Source organism: Micromonospora sp. 067-2 (assembly GCF_046549295.1).
Lineage (GTDB): Bacteria > Actinomycetota > Actinomycetes > Mycobacteriales > Micromonosporaceae > Micromonospora.
The window spans coordinates 508473-526121 of the sequence record NZ_JAJPWB010000003.1 but is presented as its reverse complement, the minus strand read 5'-3'; the positions used below and the strand labels follow the sequence as shown (position 1 = coordinate 526121).

Here is a 17649-nt window from a genome sequence, read left to right as displayed (position 1 = left end):
ACTCAGGAAGCCAGGCTGGCGGTGAGGGTGATCTCGGCGCCCGGCGAGAGCAGGCGGGAGATCGGGCAGTTGGCCTTGGCAGCCTCGGCGAGCTTCTGGAACTCCGCGTCGTCGATGCCCGGCACCTGGCCGACGGTCTCCAGGTCGATCCGGGTCACGGTCATACCGGCGTCGGTCTTGTCCAGGTGGACCTTGGCGGTGGTCTCGACCGAGGTGGGCGTCGAGCCGGCGTCGGCGAGAGCCTTCGAGAACGCCATCGAGAAGCAGCCCGCGTGTGCGGCGGCGATCAGCTCCTCGGGGTTGGTGCCCTCGCCCTCCTCGAAGCGCGACTTGAACGAGTAGTTGCCCGACAGGCCGCCCTTACCGGTGCGGACGGTGCCGGAGCCCTCGGTGAGATTGCCCTGCCATTGTGCGGAAGCGGTACGGATTGGCATGAGGAGAACGCTAGCCGAAAGGCGACCGCCGAGCGACCGACCGGCACCGACGCACGCCCTGCGATTCCCGTCACCAACCGTCCGGTGTGCCATGATTCGACGCAGGCCCGTGACCGGCGGAAGGATGGCCGATGTCCGAGGAGCTGCCGATACCCCGCCAGGGTGACCGGTTCGACGGCCCCGCCCAGATCGAGTGGGGTGCCATCGAGCCGGCGCCGCGACGTCGACTCGGCCGGTCCCTGGCCGGCCTGACCCGTGACCCGCGGTTACCCCTGCTGGTGGCCGGGCTCGGCGCGGTGGCCGGGGTCGCCTCGTTGGTCGGGGAATGGGTGGTGATGACCCTGCCGAACGAGGGACCCGAGGGAAACAGCACGATCGAGGTGCCTGCCGGGTTGTCCGAGGTCGGCGGTCTCGGGCTCGGCTACCTGATCGGGCTGCTCGGCCTCGTCTGCGCCGTGGCGCTGGCACTGCGCGGCACGGCGGGCGTCCGCGCGAACGCGCGGTTGGCCGGGCTGACCCTGGCCGGGGCGCTCCTGGCGGTGCTGGTAGCCGCCGCGGCGACACTCGACGACCCCGCTCAGCGCAGCCTCCTCTACTCGTCCCAGGACGGATTCCGTACCGAGTACGGGCGGGGCCTCGTCATGGCCTTCGCCGCCTGCGTGCTGCTCGGTGTCGCGCTGCGGCTGGCGCCGGTCGTCCCCGCGGATCGGCATGCCCCGCCGGCGCAGGACAACCGGGCGTCGGACGGCGCAACGGGACGAGGCTGGGGTCGCCGACACGACCGCGACCCGATCGACGACGGTGACCTGCCCGCCCCCGCCGATCTCACCGTCACCCCGGCCGCCCCGTTCGCCCGCCCTGATTCCGCGGGCTGAGCAGCGCGGACACGGTTCCGCGGGGATGCCGTGTTCCCGCGCTCCAGGCCACTGACGGCACCCCGTTCGTTGGCGTCCGATTCGCCTGGAAGCCATGGTTGCGACCCGTTGCGCGAGGTACGGTTGCTGCCCGCCGTCACGCCGGGTCTCGGCATCGGTACCGAACGGCAGGCTGCGACGGCGGCGGGCGAAGGAGGAACGATGACCCGCCCGGGACTGCCCAAGCTGATCGCGACCGACCTCGACGGGACGCTCGTCCGCTCCGATGACACCGTCTCCGCGTACACCCACGGGGTGCTCGACCGGGTGCGGGCGGCCGGAATTCCGGTGGTCGCCGCGACCGGACGCGGCCCTCGGCTGGCGGAACTGACCCGCAACGACATCAGGGCCGCCGACTTCCTGGTGATGGCCGGTGGCGGGCGGGTGGTCGACCAGAGCGACCCGAGCGGCCCGATTGTGCTCCGCGACGAGCGGCTGGCCGCCGAGGTACTGGCCCGGTTGCTCGCCGACCTGGAGGCCGAGGTCGGCCCGCTGACCGTCATGGTCGAGGCGTCCGACGAGCACGATGCCCCGCTCTGGGGCGACTATCACGCGAGCTGGCCGTACCAGGACAGGTTCGAGGAACGCAGCCGTGCGGACTGCCTCTCCTGCGACGTGATCAAGGCCTTCGCCCGGACGGCCGACCACCACGTGGACGAGCTGCTGGCGGTGGCCCGGCGGATCGTCCCACCGCAGGTCGCCACGCTCACCCAGGCCGGGCTCGGGTTCATCGAGATCTGCCCGCCGGGCGTGGACAAGGCCACGGGCCTGACCGTGGTGGCGCAGTCCCTCGGGGTCGATCCGGCCGACGTGCTGGTCTTCGGTGACATGCCCAACGACCTGCCGATGTTCGAGTGGGCCGGCTGGTCCCGCGTGGCGGTGGCCAACGCCCATCCCGCCGTCCGTGCCGCTGCCGACGAGATCACCCTGCGCAACGACGACGACGGGGTGGCGGTGTACCTGGACCGGCTACTGTCCCGGTGATGGGAGAGACCTTCCGGCTCGTCGCCACCGACATCGACGGCACGCTGATCCGCGACGACCACACGGTCAGCGCGCGCACCGCCGACGTGCTCGCGCGGATCTCCGCACGAGGCACGCCGGTCGTGCTGGTCACCGGCCGTCCCGTCCGCTGGCTCAAGATGGTGTACGACCAGCTGGCCGAGCCGCTGCCGGCCGTCTGTGCCAACGGCGCCGTCGTCTACGACCCGTTCGCCGACGAGGTGCTGCGGGCCGACCCGCTCGCGCCGCAGCACCTGGCCGAGGTGGCCCGGCGGCTACGCGCAGAGGTGCCCGGGATCAGCTTCGCCGTGGAGATCCTGGACAGCCGGCAGATGCGGCACGAGACGGACTACCCGCTGCGCTGGGACGCCGACCACCTGGGGATCCGGCCGGTCGAGACCCCTGAGGAGCTGCTCTCGGTTCCCGCGGTGAAGCTGCTCGCCCGCGCGGGTGAGCAGGACCCGGACGCTTTCGTGGCACTGGTCGCCGCAGCGGTGGCCGGGCTGGCCGAGGCGACGCACTCCTCGTCCTCGGGGCTGGTGGAGATCTCCGCGGCCGGCGTGACCAAGGCTGCCGGACTGGCCTGGTACTGCGACCGGCTCGGCGTGCGCGCGGCCGACGTGTTGGCCTTCGGCGACATGCCCAACGACGTACCGATGGTGAGCTGGGCCGGACGGGGCGTGGCGGTGGCCAACGCGCACCGCGCCGTCCTCGCGGTCGCCGACGAGGTGACCGCGGCGAACTCCGAGGACGGCGTGGCGGCGTACCTGGAGAAGATCTTCGGGGTGGACTGATCGGGCCGCGGCCCGGCGGATCAGAGGTACTGACCGGTGTTGTGCCCCTCGCCGCCGGTCGGCTGGCCGACGCCGGGCACTCCGGGAACCACCCCGCCGGGGCCGCTGGGCAGCGCCTGCCGGCCGCCGCGCATCTGCTCCAACTGCACGCGGGCGGCCATCTGCTGGGCGACCAGGGCCGCCTGGATGCCGTGGAACAGACCCTCCAGCCAGCCGACGAGCTGCGCGTGCGCGATCCGCAGCTCGCTCTCGCTGGGAGCCTTGTCCTCGGTGAAGGGCAGCGAGATCCGCTCCAGCTCGTCCCGCAGCTCGGGGGCGAGACCCTCCTTGAGCTCGACGATCGAGCGCTCGTGGATCTCCCGCATGCGGTGCCGGCTGGCGTCGTCGAGTGGGGCCGCCTTGACCTCCTCCAACAACTGCTTGATCATGCTGCCGATCCGCATCACCTTGGCCGGTTGTTCGACCAGGCGGGTCGGATCCTCGCCCTGCCCATCGTCGGTCTGCATCGTGCCGACCGGCTTGCCGTCGGGGCCGATCACCACCACGGTGCCGGGGTGACCGGTGCCCTCGGGGTCCGGCTCGTCGTTCTGTGCAGCGGAGTGCGCGTCGGTCATGGGGTCCATCTTTACCCAGCGGGCGTCGCCCGTGCCGCCCGGGACCGAGTCCCGGGGGCGAACCACCCGGGCGGGGCCCGCTACCGTCTCGTCATGCCTACCGACCCGCGTGCCGTGCTGACCCGGCCCGCCCCCGAGCCGGATCGGACCGTGGCGTACGGCGACCACCCGGACCAGGTGGCCGACCTTCGGCGCCCGACCGGGGGCGGCCCGGCGCGACCGCTGGTCATCGTGGTGCACGGCGGTTTCTGGCGGGTCGAGTACGACCGGCGGCACACCGGGCCGCTGGCTGCCGCGCTCGCCGCCTCCGGCTACCCGGTGGCGCAGCTGGAGTACCGGCGCGTCGGGCAGCCGGGTGGAGGCTGGCCGGGCACGCTGACCGACGTGCTGGCCGGGGTGGCCGCGTTGCCCAGGCTGGCCGCCGAGGCCATGCCCGACCAAATGACCGGAAGCGCGCCGATCCTGGTCGGTCACTCGGCCGGCGGCCAGCTGGCGATGTACGCGGCAGCCACCGCCCCGGCGCCGGTGGGCGGGGTCCTCGCCCTCGCGCCGGTGGCCGACCTGGCCGAGGCGTACCGCAGGGATCTGGGCCCGGGTGCGGTGGCCGCGCTGCTCGGTGGCGGGCCGGAACGGTTCCCGGACCGGTACGCGGCGGCCGATCCACGCATGTTGGTGCCGATGCCAACACGGACGGTAGTTGTGCACGGCTCAGAAGATCTCCAGGTGCCGGCGGCGATGAGCCGGGACTTTGTCACATCAGCCAGTGCGGCAGGATCCGATATCTCCCTTGTTGAGCTGTCGGAATGCGAGCATTTCGGGCTGATAGACCCGGAGTCGGCGGCCTGGCCCAGTGTCGTCGCCGCGTTGCGGTCCCTGCACGATGATCACTAGCCATTGACGCAGCGTCGCCGAGCAGGTAGAACGCCGGAGGGGCGTTGTTCTGCCCTGCAACGCTCCCGGAAGGAACTTGGTGTCGCAGATGAATCGCAGGCGGGCGCTCCAACTGTTGGCCGCGCTCGGTACGACCGGATTCGCCGCCGGATGCGGCTCGGACACCGAGGCACAGCCGGCCGCCGACCGGGGCCCGATCAAGATCGGTCTCATCACCCCCCAGTCCGGCGGGTTCAAGAGCATCGGCGACGACATCACCAACGGCTTCAAGCTCTACCTCGACCTGCACGACCAGCGGCTGGCCGGCCACCCGGTGAACCTGCTGACCGCCGACGAGGGCGACGACGCCAAGAGCGGCAAGGCCGCCGTCGACAACCTGCTCAAGCAGGGCGTGCTGGCGCTCACCGGTGTGGTCAACTCGTCGGTGATGGTCGGCATCCGGGACACCGTGGAGCAGGCCCGCGTCCCGCTGATCGGCTCCAACGCCTCACCGAGCAGCCTGCAGAGCGTCTTCTACATCTGGCGGACGTCCTACGTCCTCGACGAGGCCGGCCGAGCTCTGGGCCGCTACCTTCGGGAGAAGCTGCCGCCGAACGGCCGCATCGCGATCATCATGCCGGAGAACGCCGGCAGCGCGGACGTGGTGCGCGGCTTCCGGCAGGAGTTCGGCGCCACCGACGCGCGGATCGGCAACCCGGTGACCTACACCGACGGCACCTCCAACCCGGGGAAGTCGACATACGCCTCGGACATCGACAAGGCGCTGGCCAAGAAGCCCACCGCGGTCTTCTGCTTCTACGCCGGCGCCGCCGCCGTGGAGTTCATCAAGCAGCTACGCGAGGTCTACTCCGGGCCGGTCTACGCTCCCGGCTTCCTCACCGAGGGCACCGTGCTGGAGAGCCTGAAGAACCAGGGGCTGGGCATCCAGACCGCCCTGAACTACTCGGCCGACCTGAACAACACGTCCAACCGGGTCTTCGCCTCGTCCTACCGCAAGAAGTACCAGATCACGCCGACCACCTACGCCATGGCGTCGTACGACGCGGCGCAGGTGCTCGACCAGGCGATCCGACTGAGCGGCGAGAAGCCCACCCCGCAGCAGGTCAACCTGGCGCTGGGCAAGATCGGTCAGATCGACAGCCCGCGCGGCATCTGGCAGTTCAACCAGCCGCGTACGCCGCAGCAGAAGTGGTACCTGCGGGAGGTGCAGCGCGACGGCCAGGTCATGTCGAACGTGCTCATCAACGAGTTGGCCACGCTGGGCTGACAGGTCACCGAACGCGGTCAGGGGCCGATCTCCTCAGGCGGGAGGTCGGCCCCTGACCTACGCGGCGGTGTTCGGGTCAGTGCCGCAGCTCGGCGATGCAGCACTTCACGCTGCCGCCGCCCTTCTTCAGCTCGGCCAGCTCGACCGGCACCGGGTTGTAGCCGGCGGCCTTGAGCTTGCCGGCCAGCCGGGTGGCCTCGCTGTTGAGCACCACGTTGGCGCCGTCGCTGACCAGGTTGAGCCCGAACGCCATGGCGTCCTCGTCATCGGCCACCACCGCGTCCGGAAAGAGCTGGGTGAGCACCCGCTGGCTGGCCGCGGAGAACGCGCCGGGGAAGTAGACGACGTTCGAGTCGTCGATCGCGGCGAGCGCCACGTCCAGGTGGTAGAAGCGGGGATCGATCAGGCGCAGCGACACCACCGGGCGGCCCAGCGCCTCCTGCGCCTCGGCGTGCGCGGGGATCTCGGTGCGGAAGCCGTGCCCCGCCAGGACGAGCCCGCCGTACGCCTCCGGCACGTACGCGAAGTCCCCCTCACCCTCGTTCGTCTCGCTCGGAGCGATGAAACGCCAGCCCTGCGACTCGTAGAAGGCATGGTGCGCGGCCGCCTCGGCGGACCGCTGCTCGTGCTTGAACCGAGCGCCGTAGACGCTGCCGTCCACCACGAAACCGCCGTTGGCGGCGAAGACCATGTCCGGCAGGCCCCGCTCGGGGGTGAGCAGGTGCACCTCGTGCCCGAGGCCGACCAGCGTCTCGCGTAGCCGGTCCCACTGCTTGACGGCCAACGCGCGGTCCACCGAGGTGGTGACGTCCATCCACGGATTGATGGCGTACTCGACCGCGAAGTGCTCGGGCGAGCACATGAGATATGTCCGCTTTCGCGAGACTCGCTGCTGGTTCACGGTCACCAAGAGTAGGTACCGTTGAACGTTGGTAACAGCCACAACCATTGCTTCAATGAGGCGGAACGTTGCAGATAGATGCGGTAGACCAGCGGATCATTGCGTTACTCGTCGCCGACGCCCGGGCGTCGTACGCCGACATCGGCACCCGGGTGTCACTCTCCGCCCCGGCGGTCAAGCGCCGCGTCGACCGACTACGCGCCACCGGCGTGATCAGGGGATTCACGGCGGTGGTGGATCCGGCCGCCGTCGGCTGGACCACCGAGGCGTTCGTCGAGCTGTTCTGCGCCGGCCGGACCACCCCGGCGCAGATCGGCGTGGCCGCCCGCCGACACCCGGAGGTGGTCGGCGCGTACACCGTCTCCGGCGAGGCGGATGCGCTCGTGCACCTGCGCGCCGCCGACATCGCCCACCTGGAGGCCGCGCTGGAACGGCTGCGCGCCGAGTCGTTCGTGACGTCCACCCGGAGCACCATCGTGCTCTCCCGACTTGTCGAGTCCCCCGGCGTCGGTCCCTCCACCCGCTGACCTTGACCTCAATCCAGGTTGAGGAAGTGGACTGGTCCTGGCGGATGGGCAGCAGCCCACCGATATCGAGGAGGACGTCGTGCGGGCTGTCTGGTTACGGAAGTTCGGCGGGCCCGAAGCACTGGTGCCCGGCACGGCACCCGATCCGACGCCCGGGCCCGGTCAGGTCCTCATCGACGTCGCGCACGCGAACATCACCTTCGTCGAGACGCAGCAACGCTCCGGTCGGCCCGGGCCGTTCCGGGTCACCCCACCGCTGATCCCCGGCAACGGTGTCGGCGGGGTGATCGCCGCCGTCGGGCCGGACGTCGACCCGACGCTGACCGGGCGACGGGTCGTCAGCGCCACCGGCGGTTCCGGTGGGTACGCCGAACGGGCGGCCGTGGACGCGGCCGCTCCCTTCGAGGTGCCGGACGGGCTGGCCCTGGACGCCGCGGTGGCGCTGCTGGCCGACGGGCGCACCGCCACCATGCTGGTCGACGCGGTCGGCGTCCGCCCCGGCGACCGGGTGCTGGTGGAGGCGGCAGCGGGCGGGGTGGGCAGCCTGCTGGTGCAGCTGGCCGCCCGTGCCGGCGCGCGGGTGATCGGCGTGGCCGGAGGCCCGCGCAAGGTGGACCTGCTGCCCGGGCTCGGCGCCGAACTGGCGGTCGACTACCGCATGCCGGACTGGGCCGACCGCGTCCGGGGCGCGGTGGACGGGGTCGACGTGGTGCTCGACGGGGTCGGCGGAGCGGTCGCCCGGACGGCGTTCGAGCTGCTGAGCCCGGGTGGCCGCATGGTCAGCTTCGGGTTGTCCAGCGGCGAGTGGTCCCCGGTGGCCGCCGAGGACGCCGCTGCCCGGCAGATCACGCTGGTCCGGCCGGACGTGCCACCCGCGCGGCTGCGCGCGTACACCGGTCAGGCGCTGGCCGACGCGGCGGCCGGCCGGCTCCGACCGCTGATCGGCCAGCGCTTCCCGCTGGAACGCGCCGCCGACGCGCACGCCGCCATCGAGTCCCGCGCCACCATTGGCAAGACCCTGCTGGACGTCTCCTGACCTGCTCTCAGAGGTACATGCCGGTGCGGGGCTCGGACTCGTCGCGGCGGACCGGCTTGTCGCCCTCGCCGAAGAACCGCTTGCCGCCGAACTCGCCGTGCAGGCGGTCGTCCAGCTCGTCGGCGAGCCCGGTCATCACCTGCACCGCCAGCATCAGGTGGGTGGCCTGGAAGTTGCGGCCGAACACCGGGATGGACGCCCACACCGTGTCGTCGGCGCAGTAGAGGCGGCCGATCGGCATCCGGCTGGTCAGCTCGGAGAGCTTGACGTAGAGCCGCTCGGTTGGTTCCACCTCGGTGAGCACCGGGGAGAGGACGTCCACCAACGGCGGGTTGTCCCGCACCCGGACGAACACCATCGCCGAACCGGCGCGGATGGTGATGTCGCCGTCCGAGTCGACCTGCAACCGGTCGGTGTCGGACTTCAGCATGGTGGAGACCACGGTGCGGACCCGATCCGCCAGGTCCAGCACGTCGTTGCGCTCGACCTGCGCGGCGGCCGCCTCGGCCAACGCCTCCTCCAGGTCACCCTCGACGTCGGCGTCCGGGCCGAACTCGCTGCGTGCGGTGCCCAGCGGCTCCACCGCCAGCGGCTCGCCCTCGGCGTCCTGCACCACGTAGACGAGGAACGCCGGGTGTGGGGCGCCGTACACGTCGCGCAGTGTCCGGGACAGCAGCGCGGCGATCCGGGACGCGTCCGCCGTCGTGCCGTCCAGCCCGAAGGAGCCGCCCGAGCCGGCCACCACCCCGGGCGGGGACCAGCCGAGCGCGATCATGTCCGCCACCGCGGCGCGGTCCAGCCGGTAGCCCGCCGGGAGGGCGGCGTTGCCGACCGACCGGGCGGACACCGAGCCACCGCCGTCCACGTCGACGCTGATCGAGTAGACGGCGTCACCGGTCCCGGAGGCGGTCGGGTCCAGGGTCAGCTCGAGGTGCGCGCCAGCGGGCAACTCCGGCAGCCGAACGGCGAGCGCGCGGGCGAACTCCCGCCACGCCTCGGTCACCTTGGCACGCAGGTCCGTGGTGCTGGGCTCGTCGAGCAGGATCGACTCAGCCGGCTCGGCTGTCGTTGGCTCGCCGGGCTCACCGACCGGCGCCGAGGGGTGGTCAGCCGTCATGATCGCCTCCGTCCGTCACGATCACCCTACCCACGCCGCCCGCGAGCCCGATCAGCCCGGACCGGGATCGGACACCGCCCCTGCCCGGCGGCGGCCAGGTCGGCACGATGAGCGCGCTGCGCGGTCAGGTGGCCGTCGGATCGGCGCGGTCGGCACCCAGCTCGACGGGCCACTGGGCGGCCAGGTCAGCGAGCCGGGCCGCGGCGCCCGCCGGGTCGGCGCCACGACCGACCGCGAGCCCGAGCAGGTACGCCGTGACCGGTGCCCCGGGCCGCAGCACCTGGTGGGCGACGTCGCGGGCCAGGTTCAGCACCGCCGGCACGGGCACCTGACCCGGATCGAGATCCAGCTCGGCGCAGGCCGCCGTGACCCAGTCGTCCATGACCGTCATCGCGCCCACTCCTCCGCCCGGCGTACGTCCTCGTCAGTGTCGCAGTCGAACCAGGGCGGCGGGCCGTCGCCGGACCACGGCACCTCCCGGACGACGAGACCGGCCAGCAGCGCCCGGACCGGAGCCCCGACCAGGGTGCCACCCCGCTCGGCCGCCAGCCGGTCCAACCCGGCCCGCAGGGCGGCCACCCGCCACACCCCGCACAGCGACTGCCGCCGCCCCTGCGCGTCGACGAAACACGCCCCTTCGGGGCGCGGCTCGACGCCGCTCGTCCCGGGACTGGATCCCTTCGTGCGTGCGGCCCACGTCGAGGTGAGTGAGGCCAGCAGCTCGCCGATCGCGGCGCGGGTCAGCAGAGGCAGGTCGGCGGCGAGCAGCGCGACCAGGGTCGTACCGGGTTCGAGCAACGCCAGTCCCGCCGCCGTCGCCGCGACCGGTCCCCCGCCGGGCGGATCCTCCCGGGTGACCCGCACCCCCTCCGGCACGCCGTCGACCGGGCCGACAAGCACCCGCGGCGTCGCGTCGCTGACGGCGGCCAGCACCCGGTCGCGCATCGGCCGACCGCCGACCGGCACCGTGGGCTTGTCCACTCCACCCATCCGCCGGGCGGCCCCACCCGCAAGCACCACGGCGGCGTACGTCCCCACCCCGCCACGGTAACCGTGCCTCCACCGGGTCGGTGTCCGGTGCAGGCTTGCCCGGGAGCCGGCATGCCCGGGAGCCGGCATGCCCGGGAGCCGGCATTGGTGATGGCTTGCCCGGAAGCCGGCCTGCCCGGTGATGGCATGCCCGGAAGCCGCCATGCCCAAGGGTCGGTTTGCCCGTGGCCGCTGCCCGGTGACGGCTTGCCCGGTAGCGGCAGTCCGTGCCGGGCGCAGAGGACCGGCTTGCACTGTGCCGTGCGGGCGTGCCGGCGTGGGGTGCAGGATGGCGGGATGGGACGGGCGACTGACCGACGGGGCGTACTCCGGATCGACCTCGACGCGGCGGCCGACGGGCGCGGCGCCGTCCGTCGGCCGGACAGCCTGGCGGTGGAGGAGCCGCTGGAGATCCGGGTCGGCGCGGCCGGTACCGGCCGACGACGGCCGCTCGCGGTCACCATGCGCACCCCCGGGGACGACCTGGACCTGGCCATCGGGTTCCTGCTGACCGAGGGGCTGATCCGGTCCACCGACGACGTGCTCACCGCACAGCTGTGCGCCGGCGCGGAGACGCCGAACACGTACAACGTGGTGGACGTGGTGCTCGCCCCCGGCGTACCGGAACCGACGACCGACCCGTCCCGGAACTTCTACACGACCAGCTCCTGCGGGGTCTGCGGCAAGGCCAGCATCGACGCCGTCCGTACCCGCTCGCTGTTTCCGGTCGCGGCGGACCCGCTCACCGTTCCGGCCGCTCTCCTCGCCGAGCTGCCCGACCGGCTGCGCGCCGCGCAGCGCGGCTTCGACCGGACCGGCGGGCTGCACGCGGCGGGACTGTTCACCGCCGCCGGCGAGTTGGTGGTGCTCCGGGAGGACGTGGGCCGGCACAACGCCGTGGACAAGGTGATCGGCTGGGCGGTCCGGGAGCGTCGACTGCCGCTGGCCGGGCACCTGCTGCTGGTCTCCGGCCGGGCCAGTTTCGAGCTGACCCAGAAGGCGTGGATGGCGGGACTGCCGCTGCTGGCCGCTGTCTCGGCGCCGAGCACCCTCGCCATGGAGCTGGCCGACGAGGCGGGGATGACGCTGGTCGGGTTCCTGCGCGGCCGGACGATGAACGTCTACGCCGGCCCGCAACGGATCACGGTGGAGCAGCAAACATGACCCGGGCGGCCGACGTCGGGGGATGAGCGATCAGCGCCGGGGCGGGAAGCGGTGGGGCTGTCGAGCCTGGACCCAGCCGGTGAAACGTTCGGTCAGGCCATCCGGCGGCGTGCCGTCGTACAGCTCGGTCAGGTGTTCGGTCGCCTCGGCCTGCAGTGTCGTCAGGTGCTCGATCAGCTCGTCGGGGCGACCGCGGTACTCACCCAACAGGCGCAGTTTCGCGGCCGAGCAGGGCCAGGCGATCCCGCAGGTGCGGCAGCGCCAGGACGGCTTCAGCAGGGCGTGATCCTTGCGGCCGTTCACCCGCCGGCCCTTGCCGCGTGGCGCTGCGTCGGCCGGTGGGTGCTCGGACCGGATGGCAGCAGGTCGACTCCCTCGCGGAGCACGAACAGCTCCCGCTTGGCCCGCGCGTTGCCGTCCGGCCCCAATTCGTACGCCTCGATCCACGTCCAGCCATGGTAGGTGTGTCGGTCGGTCAGCTCGCGGATGATCCGGACCGTGATCGGACAGACGAACTGCGGGCTCGCGGCGCGGGTCAGTCGGACGAGATCGCCTGCCTTCATCGTCCCGATCACTTCGCCACCGCCGGCGCGGCCCAACGCGATGCGGGTGGCGTTGGCGGCAGGGTTCGTGGGCTTCGGCTTGTCCGGCATGCTTTCCCCCTCGTCGTTGGGAGGGGCCGCCCCTGAGTGCTCGCCCATGGGCGGCCCCGGCACGAACGCGACCGTCGGGTCTCGGGTGGTCCCTACCGGCCGCGCCGTCTGAGAGGCACACTTCCAAGGGTTGCGGACCGAATACACTGCGTAGCAATATCTCCTGTGGACGTTCGGGACGTACGGGAGAGGGCTCGGATGAACCTGGCAGTCGCCGAAGCGATGTCGGCCAACGGCCTGACAGCGGACAGCCTCGCAGCTCAGATCGGGGTGGATCCCAAGACGGCGGCCAAGTGGGCGAACCCGGGACGGATTCCGCAGACTCGCCACCGGTCAAAGGTCGCGGCGGTCCTCGGCCGCGACGAGAGCGACCTCTGGCCCGACCTGTTCAAGCGGCGCGAGCCCGCATGGTTCCGGCCCTGGACGGACATCGAGCGCGAGGCCGTTGGTCTGCGGTATTACGAGTCGGCCGTTATCCCCGGGCTCCTGCAGACCGAGGCGTACGCGCGAGCCGTGTTGAGCAGCGGGCTCTGGGCCGCAGACGACCTCGAGGCGCACGTGGAGACGCGCCTCCGCAGGCAGGCCGCCGTCTTCGATCGGCCTCGCCCGCCGCTGAGCGTCTTCGTGATCGACGAGGCCGCGCTGCGCCGGGGAAGACCCGACATAGTGGCCGAGCAGCTCGACCATCTGATGGTGCTCGCTGAGCGGCCGGCCGTGATGATCCACGTGCTGCCCCTGACGGCTGGCTTCCACCCCGGGCAGGCCGGGCCGTTCGTCATCGCCAGCACAGTCGACGGCGGCGATGTCGGCTACCTCGACGACCAGGCGGCCGGACGTCTCAGTAATGACGTTGCTCCGCTGTGGGCGGTCTGGGATAGCGTGAGGTCGTTAGCGCTACCGCGTGACCTGACCATCGACCTGATGAGAGCGCGAGCATGGATGACCTGACCGGCGCCCGTTGGCGCAAGAGCACCCGCAGCAGCTCGAACGGTGGCAACTGCGTGGAGGTGGCCGACAATCTGCCGGGTGTCGTGCTCGTCCGCGACACGAAGGATCGGGACGGCGGCACGCTGACGTTCGGGCCGGCGGCCTGGGCGAGCTTCGTCAGGCTGGCGAGGGAGATCAGCCCGGTCAGCTAGGCGTGGCCGCCCATTCGCGCGTCAGGCCAGGTCGAGGATGCTCCAGTTGGTCGGTAGCACCTTCGCCGCCACCGTGGGCTGCACGGTCGCATAGTGCGCCCCGTGGGTGAGTGCCGCACGGGCGGCATGGCCGACTGAGATGTTCCCGTCCACGGCTCGGGCCAGCGTGCCCGTGTTCCGCACATCGTCGGCGTCGAGCGGCAGCAGGCAGATCACCGGGGCACTCATCATCAGGCCCAGCAGCGCGGCCTCGACCTCGTCGCCCGCGTCCGCGAAGGCCACCGCCAGGCAGGTGGCGGGGACGGCCACCTGTCGCCCCTCATCGGCGACCTCCAGCATCAACTCCCCGATCGAGACATTGCCCTCGAGATAGGCCGTCAACGCCGACGCGTCGAACACGGCCGCGATCTGATCGCTCATCCGGCGCCTCCCAACATCCGGCGTCCCTCGGCCAGGGCGTCCGCCGGAATGGGTGTCGCCAGCCGCTCCCGCCAGCGTGCCCTGCCCGCCTCGGTCACCTCGATGCCGGCGCGCCGCAGCATGTCGTTCAGGTGCACAACGGCCATCTGGGCGCGCACCGCAGCGGTGATCGCGGCCGAGACGTTGGGCTGCCGGTCGAGCCACTCCGCCACGTCGTCGGGGAGGCTCACGGAGCGCTTCGCAGTCATGCCCGCCAGCCTATCAACCATGGTGGCACCGGCGGTAGCACTGCGCACCGAACACGGTTGGTCAGCGGCGGCCACGTCGGCTCCGCCTCTGCGGGCGGACGACGCCGGGCAGGCCGACCGACGGCCAGCCGTCCAGCTCGGACGGGGGCACGCCGCGCCGGAGCAGATCATCCAGGAGTTGGGCTAGCGAGTAGTCGGGGTGCAGGCTCAGCGTCCGCTCCAACGCGACCGCCGCCAACGCCCCCTGCCCAGCCCGCCAGGCGGCGAACGCCAACAGCGCGCCGGGTGCGGCGGTCAGCTCCGGCTCGGCCCGGCGCAACACGTCGGTCCAGAGGGCGATGTCCCGGTCCCGCCCGTCGGTGCGCTCCCAGGCATGGTCACGGACCGGCAGGTGCGTCAGCAGCAGGCTCAGCCAGGTCACCTCGTCGTCGTCGAGTCGCTCGCCACGCCGCTGCCGACGTTGCGCCTCGCGGATCGCCGCCACCCCGGCGGCGCGCATCGTCCGGCCGCCGAGCAGGTCGCTCGATGGTGCCAGCTCCATCAGCTCGGTCAGTCGCCGTTCGGCGCGGGCGGTGGCCGTGCGCAGTGCGTCCCGGGCCGCGCCGTCCACCGGTGCCACCTGCGCCACGAGGGCGGCCCGGTCAGGAAGTGCGACCTGACCGGCGAAGACCGCCGAGGCGGTCACCGGGTTGGCCGCCGGGTCGTACCGCCGACCCTCGGGCGGGCAGCAGTCGACCTCGGTGCAGAGATAGGACCACCACCGGCCGTCGGTCACCCGCAGGGCGTCGAGCACGTCCAACCCGGCTCCGGTCAGGGCGGCGCGTACGGCGTCCACGCTCGGAGTCACGCTCTCGGGAGGCCCGTAACCGACCACGGTGGCAGCCTCCGCACCCTGCCGCTGGATCACCCCGGCCAGGTGCCGGGCCCGTTCGACCGGGTCGGCCGACGGGTCGGGCAGGTCGGCGCGGGCGGCGAAGACGATCTGCCGCCCGCGTAGTGCCACCGCGACGACACTGTCGGCGGGATGGAACCCGAGAAGGTACGGCACGGCGGCGAGCAGGTCGGCGGGCGAGCGTACGGCGAGCCGGGGGCGTTCGGTCGAGGTCATGCCTGGAGCCTGCGACGGGCCCACCCGTCTGCGTAGCCCCTGTGGACGACACGCGGCTTATCCACAGTCACTCTTCGTGTTCTCCCTGCTCACCGCATACTACGACGTACTCGGCGGGGATCCGAGGCGTCAGGATCCGACCCGATGTGTTCGCGCGGCACCGTTGTGTCGTGGGGAGCGGTTACCGTGCGCTGGTGGACCTGGCGTACCTGCGCGCGCACCCGGCACACCTGCCGACGTTCCTGACCCACCAGCGGCTCCGGGTGACCCCGGTCGCCGGTGGGGACATCTGCGCCGCCGCCCGGCTCACTCTCGACGACGGTCACTCGATCTTCGCCAAGTCCTGGCCCGAGCACGCCGACCGACCGGTGCCGGAGAGCTTCTTCGAGACCGAGGCAGCCGGGTTGCGCTGGTTACGGGAGACCGGCACTGTCGCCGTACCCGAGGTGATCGTGGCGTTGCCCGACCTGCTGGCGCTCGACTGGGTGGAGCCCGGCGAGCCGACGCCGGAGGCGGCCGAGCGTTTCGGCCGGGAGTTGGCCGGCCTGCACCGGGCCGGCGCGCCGACCTTCGGTGCCACCTGGCCCGGTTTCGTCGGGGCGACTCGGCAGGACAACACCCCCGACGACGGCCCCTGGTCCCGGTGGTTCGCCGAACGACGACTCGTCCCCTTTCTGCGGCGGTCGGTCGACAACGGCGCGCTGCGCAGTGCTGACGTCGCTCTGGTCGAGCAGGTGATCGGCCGGGTCGACGAGTTCGGCGGAAATGAGCCACCGGCCCGCATCCACGGCGATCTGTGGCCGGGCAACGTGCTGTGGGCCGCCGACGACCGGGCCTGGCTGGTCGACCCGGCGGCGCACGGCGGGCACCGCGAGACCGACCTCGCCCAGCTGGCGCTCTTCGGCGGCCTCCCCCACCTGGACCGGGTGCTGGCCGCCTATCGGGAGAGCTGGCCGTTGACCGAGGGCTGGCGGGCGCGGGTGCCGTTGCACCAGTTGCACCTGCTGCTCGTGCACACCGCGCTCTTCGGCGGCGGCTACCGGGGCGCGGTCATCCAGAACGCCCGTGCCGCCCTGGGTCGGCCCGAGCGCGCTACGGTCGAGGAGTGAGCGTCGCCCCGCGGACCGTCGGCGTCCTCGTCGACCGGTACGGCCGGGTCGCACGGGACCTGCGCGTGTCCCTCACCGACAAGTGCAATCTGCGCTGCACCTACTGCATGCCCGCCGAAGGGTTGCCCTGGCTGGCCGGTCCCGAGTTGCTCACCGACGAGGAGATCGTCCGTCTGGTCCGGGTGGCCGTGGAGCGGCTCGACGTGGCCGAGGTGCGGTTCACCGGTGGTGAGCCGCTGATCCGGTCCGGGCTGCTCGGCATCGTGGCCGCGGTCGCCGCACTGGAGCCCCGCCCGCGGATCTCGCTCACCACCAACGGCATCGGCCTGGACCGGCTCGCCCCCGCGTTGCGCAACGCCGGCCTCGATCGGGTGAACGTGTCGCTGGACACCCTGGACCCAGCCCGGTTCACGCAGCTCACCCGCCGTCCCCGGTTGGACGCGGTGCTCGCCGGGCTCGCCGGGGCCGTCGCCGCCGGGCTCACCCCCGTGAAGATCAACTCAGTGCTGATGCGCGGCGTGAACGACGACGAGGCGCCCGCCCTGCTCCGCTTCGCCGTCGACCACGGCTACCAGCTGCGGTTCATCGAGCAGATGCCACTGGACGCCCAGCACGGCTGGGACCGCGCCACGATGGTCACCGCGGAGGAGATCCTGGCCCTCCTGCGTACCCGCTTCGACCTCACGCCCGACCCGAGCGAGCGGGGCGCGGCGCCGGCGGAGACCTGGCTGGTCGACGGCGGGCCCGCGCGGGTCGGCGTGATCGCCAGCGTCACCCGCCCGTTCTGCGGCGACTGCGACCGCACCCGGCTGACCGCCGACGGCCAGGTCCGCGCCTGCCTCTTCGCCACCGAGGAGTCCGACCTGCGTGCCGCGCTACGTGGCGGCGTCGACGACGACGAGTTGGCCCGCCGCTGGCGCACCGCCATGTGGGGCAAGCGCGCCGGGCACGGCATCGACGACCCCGCCTTCCTCCAGCCGACCCGCCCGATGTCCGCGATCGGGGGCTGAGCGGTGGACCCGACGCCGTTGACAATCCGCTATTTCGCGGGCGCACGCGCCGCCGCCGGCCGCGCCGAGGAGGTCACCCCCGCGGGCCGGTCGCTCGACGACCTCACCGTCGAGCTGGTCCAGCGGCACGGCGACCAACTCGCCGCCGTCCTGCGGGTGGCGAGTTTCCTGGTGGACGGCGTGACCTGTCATGATCGTGAAACACCCCTGCCGGGCGGGGCCACCATCGACGTCCTGCCGCCGTTCGCGGGCGGCTGAGGAAGGCGCAGAGA

At 72.2% G+C, this 17649-nt stretch carries 24 protein-coding genes; 13 read left to right on the top strand and 11 right to left on the bottom strand.

What is annotated here, in order from left to right; all coding sequences use genetic code 11:
* Window positions 1-2: 2 nt before the first annotated feature.
* Window positions 3-434 carry an OsmC family protein gene (locus ACLJN9_RS09195; protein WP_410810682.1) on the bottom strand — a complete coding sequence of 144 codons (432 nt, stop codon included), beginning with the start codon at window positions 432-434 and terminating at the stop codon, window positions 3-5.
* Window positions 435-565: 131 nt separating this feature from the next.
* On the opposite strand from ACLJN9_RS09195, the gene ACLJN9_RS09190 reads away from it, so the two are divergent.
* From ACLJN9_RS09190 to ACLJN9_RS09180, 3 genes are all read left to right on the top strand, one after another.
* A complete protein-coding gene (locus tag ACLJN9_RS09190; RefSeq protein WP_410810681.1) occupies window positions 566-1309 on the top strand; it encodes a hypothetical protein in 744 nt (247 codons plus the stop codon).
* A gap of 201 nt (window positions 1310-1510) precedes the next feature.
* Window positions 1511-2332, top strand: a complete 822-nt coding sequence (locus ACLJN9_RS09185) for an HAD family hydrolase (RefSeq protein WP_410810680.1) — start codon at window positions 1511-1513, stop codon at window positions 2330-2332.
* Window positions 2332-3144: an HAD family hydrolase gene (locus ACLJN9_RS09180; RefSeq protein ID WP_410810679.1), complete on the top strand. Its 813-nt coding sequence runs from the start codon at window positions 2332-2334 to the stop codon at window positions 3142-3144. Before ACLJN9_RS09185 ends, ACLJN9_RS09180 begins: the two co-directional genes overlap by 1 nt.
* Before the next feature lie 20 nt (window positions 3145-3164).
* Here ACLJN9_RS09180 and ACLJN9_RS09175 read toward each other — a convergent pair whose 3' ends face one another.
* The gene (locus ACLJN9_RS09175; RefSeq protein WP_410810678.1) at window positions 3165-3767 is read right to left on the bottom strand and encodes a bacterial proteasome activator family protein; all 603 of its coding nucleotides are present in this window, start codon (window positions 3765-3767) and stop codon (window positions 3165-3167) included.
* An 84-nt stretch (window positions 3768-3851) separates the two neighbouring features.
* On the opposite strand from ACLJN9_RS09175, the gene ACLJN9_RS09170 reads away from it, so the two are divergent.
* Both ACLJN9_RS09170 and ACLJN9_RS09165 read left to right on the top strand, forming a co-directional pair.
* Window positions 3852-4649 carry an alpha/beta hydrolase family protein gene (locus ACLJN9_RS09170; RefSeq protein ID WP_410810677.1) on the top strand — a complete coding sequence of 266 codons (798 nt, stop codon included), beginning with the start codon at window positions 3852-3854 and terminating at the stop codon, window positions 4647-4649.
* A gap of 79 nt (window positions 4650-4728) precedes the next feature.
* Complete coding sequence (locus ACLJN9_RS09165; protein ID WP_410810676.1) at window positions 4729-5916, top strand: ABC transporter substrate-binding protein; 1188 nt, start codon at window positions 4729-4731, stop codon at window positions 5914-5916.
* 76 nt (window positions 5917-5992) lie between these two features.
* Here ACLJN9_RS09165 and ddaH read toward each other — a convergent pair whose 3' ends face one another.
* A complete protein-coding gene (gene ddaH, locus ACLJN9_RS09160) occupies window positions 5993-6826 on the bottom strand; it encodes a dimethylargininase (protein WP_410810675.1) in 834 nt (277 codons plus the stop codon).
* Between the two features lie 59 nt (window positions 6827-6885).
* On the opposite strand from ddaH, the gene ACLJN9_RS09155 reads away from it, so the two are divergent.
* Entirely contained in the window at window positions 6886-7344 is a 459-nt protein-coding gene (locus tag ACLJN9_RS09155; RefSeq protein ID WP_074315467.1) for an Lrp/AsnC family transcriptional regulator, read from the top strand.
* Between the two features lie 79 nt (window positions 7345-7423).
* Window positions 7424-8380, top strand: coding sequence for a zinc-binding dehydrogenase (locus ACLJN9_RS09150; protein ID WP_410810674.1), 957 nt, complete (start codon window positions 7424-7426; stop codon window positions 8378-8380).
* Window positions 8381-8387: 7 nt separating this feature from the next.
* Here ACLJN9_RS09150 and ACLJN9_RS09145 read toward each other — a convergent pair whose 3' ends face one another.
* The 3 genes from ACLJN9_RS09145 to ACLJN9_RS09135 form a co-directional block, all read right to left on the bottom strand.
* Window positions 8388-9497, bottom strand: coding sequence for a T3SS (YopN, CesT) and YbjN peptide-binding chaperone 1 (locus tag ACLJN9_RS09145; protein ID WP_410810673.1), 1110 nt, complete (start codon window positions 9495-9497; stop codon window positions 8388-8390).
* A 124-nt stretch (window positions 9498-9621) separates the two neighbouring features.
* Window positions 9622-9888, bottom strand: coding sequence for a DUF6457 domain-containing protein (locus ACLJN9_RS09140; RefSeq protein ID WP_410810672.1), 267 nt, complete (start codon window positions 9886-9888; stop codon window positions 9622-9624).
* Window positions 9885-10535, bottom strand: a complete 651-nt coding sequence (locus tag ACLJN9_RS09135; protein ID WP_410810671.1) for a molybdenum cofactor guanylyltransferase — start codon at window positions 10533-10535, stop codon at window positions 9885-9887. Before ACLJN9_RS09135 ends, ACLJN9_RS09140 begins: the two co-directional genes overlap by 4 nt.
* Before the next feature lie 288 nt (window positions 10536-10823).
* Here ACLJN9_RS09135 and fdhD point away from each other — a divergent pair, with 288 nt between their 5' ends.
* Window positions 10824-11690, top strand: coding sequence for a formate dehydrogenase accessory sulfurtransferase FdhD (fdhD, locus tag ACLJN9_RS09130; protein WP_410810670.1), 867 nt, complete (start codon window positions 10824-10826; stop codon window positions 11688-11690).
* A 30-nt stretch (window positions 11691-11720) separates the two neighbouring features.
* Here fdhD and ACLJN9_RS09125 read toward each other — a convergent pair whose 3' ends face one another.
* Together ACLJN9_RS09125 and ACLJN9_RS09120 are read right to left on the bottom strand one after the other, a co-directional pair.
* Window positions 11721-11993, bottom strand: coding sequence for a flavin reductase (locus ACLJN9_RS09125; RefSeq protein ID WP_410810669.1), 273 nt, complete (start codon window positions 11991-11993; stop codon window positions 11721-11723).
* Window positions 11990-12343 carry a hypothetical protein gene (locus ACLJN9_RS09120; protein ID WP_410810668.1) on the bottom strand — a complete coding sequence of 118 codons (354 nt, stop codon included), beginning with the start codon at window positions 12341-12343 and terminating at the stop codon, window positions 11990-11992. The genes ACLJN9_RS09125 and ACLJN9_RS09120 overlap by 4 nt, the downstream gene beginning before the upstream one ends.
* Before the next feature lie 198 nt (window positions 12344-12541).
* Here ACLJN9_RS09120 and ACLJN9_RS09115 point away from each other — a divergent pair, with 198 nt between their 5' ends.
* Both ACLJN9_RS09115 and ACLJN9_RS09110 read left to right on the top strand, forming a co-directional pair.
* A complete protein-coding gene (locus tag ACLJN9_RS09115) occupies window positions 12542-13291 on the top strand; it encodes a Scr1 family TA system antitoxin-like transcriptional regulator (protein WP_410810667.1) in 750 nt (249 codons plus the stop codon).
* Window positions 13279-13482, top strand: coding sequence for a DUF397 domain-containing protein (locus tag ACLJN9_RS09110; protein ID WP_410810666.1), 204 nt, complete (start codon window positions 13279-13281; stop codon window positions 13480-13482). Before ACLJN9_RS09115 ends, ACLJN9_RS09110 begins: the two co-directional genes overlap by 13 nt.
* A 21-nt stretch (window positions 13483-13503) precedes the next feature.
* Here the strand turns inward: ACLJN9_RS09110 and ACLJN9_RS09105 are convergent, their stop codons facing one another.
* From ACLJN9_RS09105 to ACLJN9_RS09095, 3 genes are all read right to left on the bottom strand, one after another.
* Window positions 13504-13902: a hypothetical protein gene (locus ACLJN9_RS09105; protein ID WP_410810665.1), complete on the bottom strand. Its 399-nt coding sequence runs from the start codon at window positions 13900-13902 to the stop codon at window positions 13504-13506.
* Window positions 13899-14150, bottom strand: coding sequence for a hypothetical protein (locus ACLJN9_RS09100; RefSeq protein WP_410810664.1), 252 nt, complete (start codon window positions 14148-14150; stop codon window positions 13899-13901). The genes ACLJN9_RS09105 and ACLJN9_RS09100 overlap by 4 nt, the downstream gene beginning before the upstream one ends.
* A 61-nt stretch (window positions 14151-14211) precedes the next feature.
* Entirely contained in the window at window positions 14212-15258 is a 1047-nt protein-coding gene (locus tag ACLJN9_RS09095) for a DUF4192 domain-containing protein (RefSeq protein ID WP_410810663.1), read from the bottom strand.
* Between the two features lie 194 nt (window positions 15259-15452).
* Here ACLJN9_RS09095 and ACLJN9_RS09090 point away from each other — a divergent pair, with 194 nt between their 5' ends.
* From ACLJN9_RS09090 to ACLJN9_RS09080, 3 genes are read left to right on the top strand one after another with little or no spacing between them, the layout of a single operon-like run.
* The gene (locus ACLJN9_RS09090; protein WP_410810811.1) at window positions 15453-16367 is read left to right on the top strand and encodes a fructosamine kinase family protein; all 915 of its coding nucleotides are present in this window, start codon (window positions 15453-15455) and stop codon (window positions 16365-16367) included.
* Complete coding sequence (moaA, locus tag ACLJN9_RS09085; RefSeq protein WP_410810662.1) at window positions 16364-17377, top strand: GTP 3',8-cyclase MoaA; 1014 nt, start codon at window positions 16364-16366, stop codon at window positions 17375-17377. The genes ACLJN9_RS09090 and moaA overlap by 4 nt, the downstream gene beginning before the upstream one ends.
* A 3-nt stretch (window positions 17378-17380) precedes the next feature.
* Window positions 17381-17635, top strand: a complete 255-nt coding sequence (locus ACLJN9_RS09080) for a MoaD/ThiS family protein (RefSeq protein ID WP_410810661.1) — start codon at window positions 17381-17383, stop codon at window positions 17633-17635.
* Window positions 17636-17649 lie beyond the last annotated feature (14 nt).

Excerpts from the sequence above, each read along its gene's own strand:
- ACLJN9_RS09170 (WP_410810677.1), top strand. The coding sequence starts at position 3,852 with ATGCCTACCGACCCGCGTGCCGTGCTGACCCGGCCCGCCCCCGAGCCG.
- ACLJN9_RS09115 (WP_410810667.1), top strand. The coding sequence starts at position 12,542 with ATGAACCTGGCAGTCGCCGAAGCGATGTCGGCCAACGGCCTGACAGCG.
- ACLJN9_RS09195 (WP_410810682.1), bottom strand. The coding sequence starts at position 434 with ATGCCAATCCGTACCGCTTCCGCACAATGGCAGGGCAATCTCACCGAG.
- ACLJN9_RS09145 (WP_410810673.1), bottom strand. The coding sequence starts at position 9,497 with ATGACGGCTGACCACCCCTCGGCGCCGGTCGGTGAGCCCGGCGAGCCA.
- ACLJN9_RS09105 (WP_410810665.1), bottom strand. The coding sequence starts at position 13,902 with ATGAGCGATCAGATCGCGGCCGTGTTCGACGCGTCGGCGTTGACGGCC.
- ACLJN9_RS09110 (WP_410810666.1), top strand. The coding sequence starts at position 13,279 with ATGGATGACCTGACCGGCGCCCGTTGGCGCAAGAGCACCCGCAGCAGC.
- ACLJN9_RS09175 (WP_410810678.1), bottom strand. The coding sequence starts at position 3,767 with ATGGACCCCATGACCGACGCGCACTCCGCTGCACAGAACGACGAGCCG.
- ACLJN9_RS09180 (WP_410810679.1), top strand. The coding sequence starts at position 2,332 with ATGGGAGAGACCTTCCGGCTCGTCGCCACCGACATCGACGGCACGCTG.
- ACLJN9_RS09190 (WP_410810681.1), top strand. The coding sequence starts at position 566 with ATGTCCGAGGAGCTGCCGATACCCCGCCAGGGTGACCGGTTCGACGGC.
- ACLJN9_RS09120 (WP_410810668.1), bottom strand. The coding sequence starts at position 12,343 with ATGCCGGACAAGCCGAAGCCCACGAACCCTGCCGCCAACGCCACCCGC.
- ACLJN9_RS09100 (WP_410810664.1), bottom strand. The coding sequence starts at position 14,150 with ATGACTGCGAAGCGCTCCGTGAGCCTCCCCGACGACGTGGCGGAGTGG.
- ACLJN9_RS09140 (WP_410810672.1), bottom strand. The coding sequence starts at position 9,888 with ATGACGGTCATGGACGACTGGGTCACGGCGGCCTGCGCCGAGCTGGAT.
- ACLJN9_RS09095 (WP_410810663.1), bottom strand. The coding sequence starts at position 15,258 with ATGACCTCGACCGAACGCCCCCGGCTCGCCGTACGCTCGCCCGCCGAC.
- fdhD (WP_410810670.1), top strand. The coding sequence starts at position 10,824 with ATGGGACGGGCGACTGACCGACGGGGCGTACTCCGGATCGACCTCGAC.
- ACLJN9_RS09185 (WP_410810680.1), top strand. The coding sequence starts at position 1,511 with ATGACCCGCCCGGGACTGCCCAAGCTGATCGCGACCGACCTCGACGGG.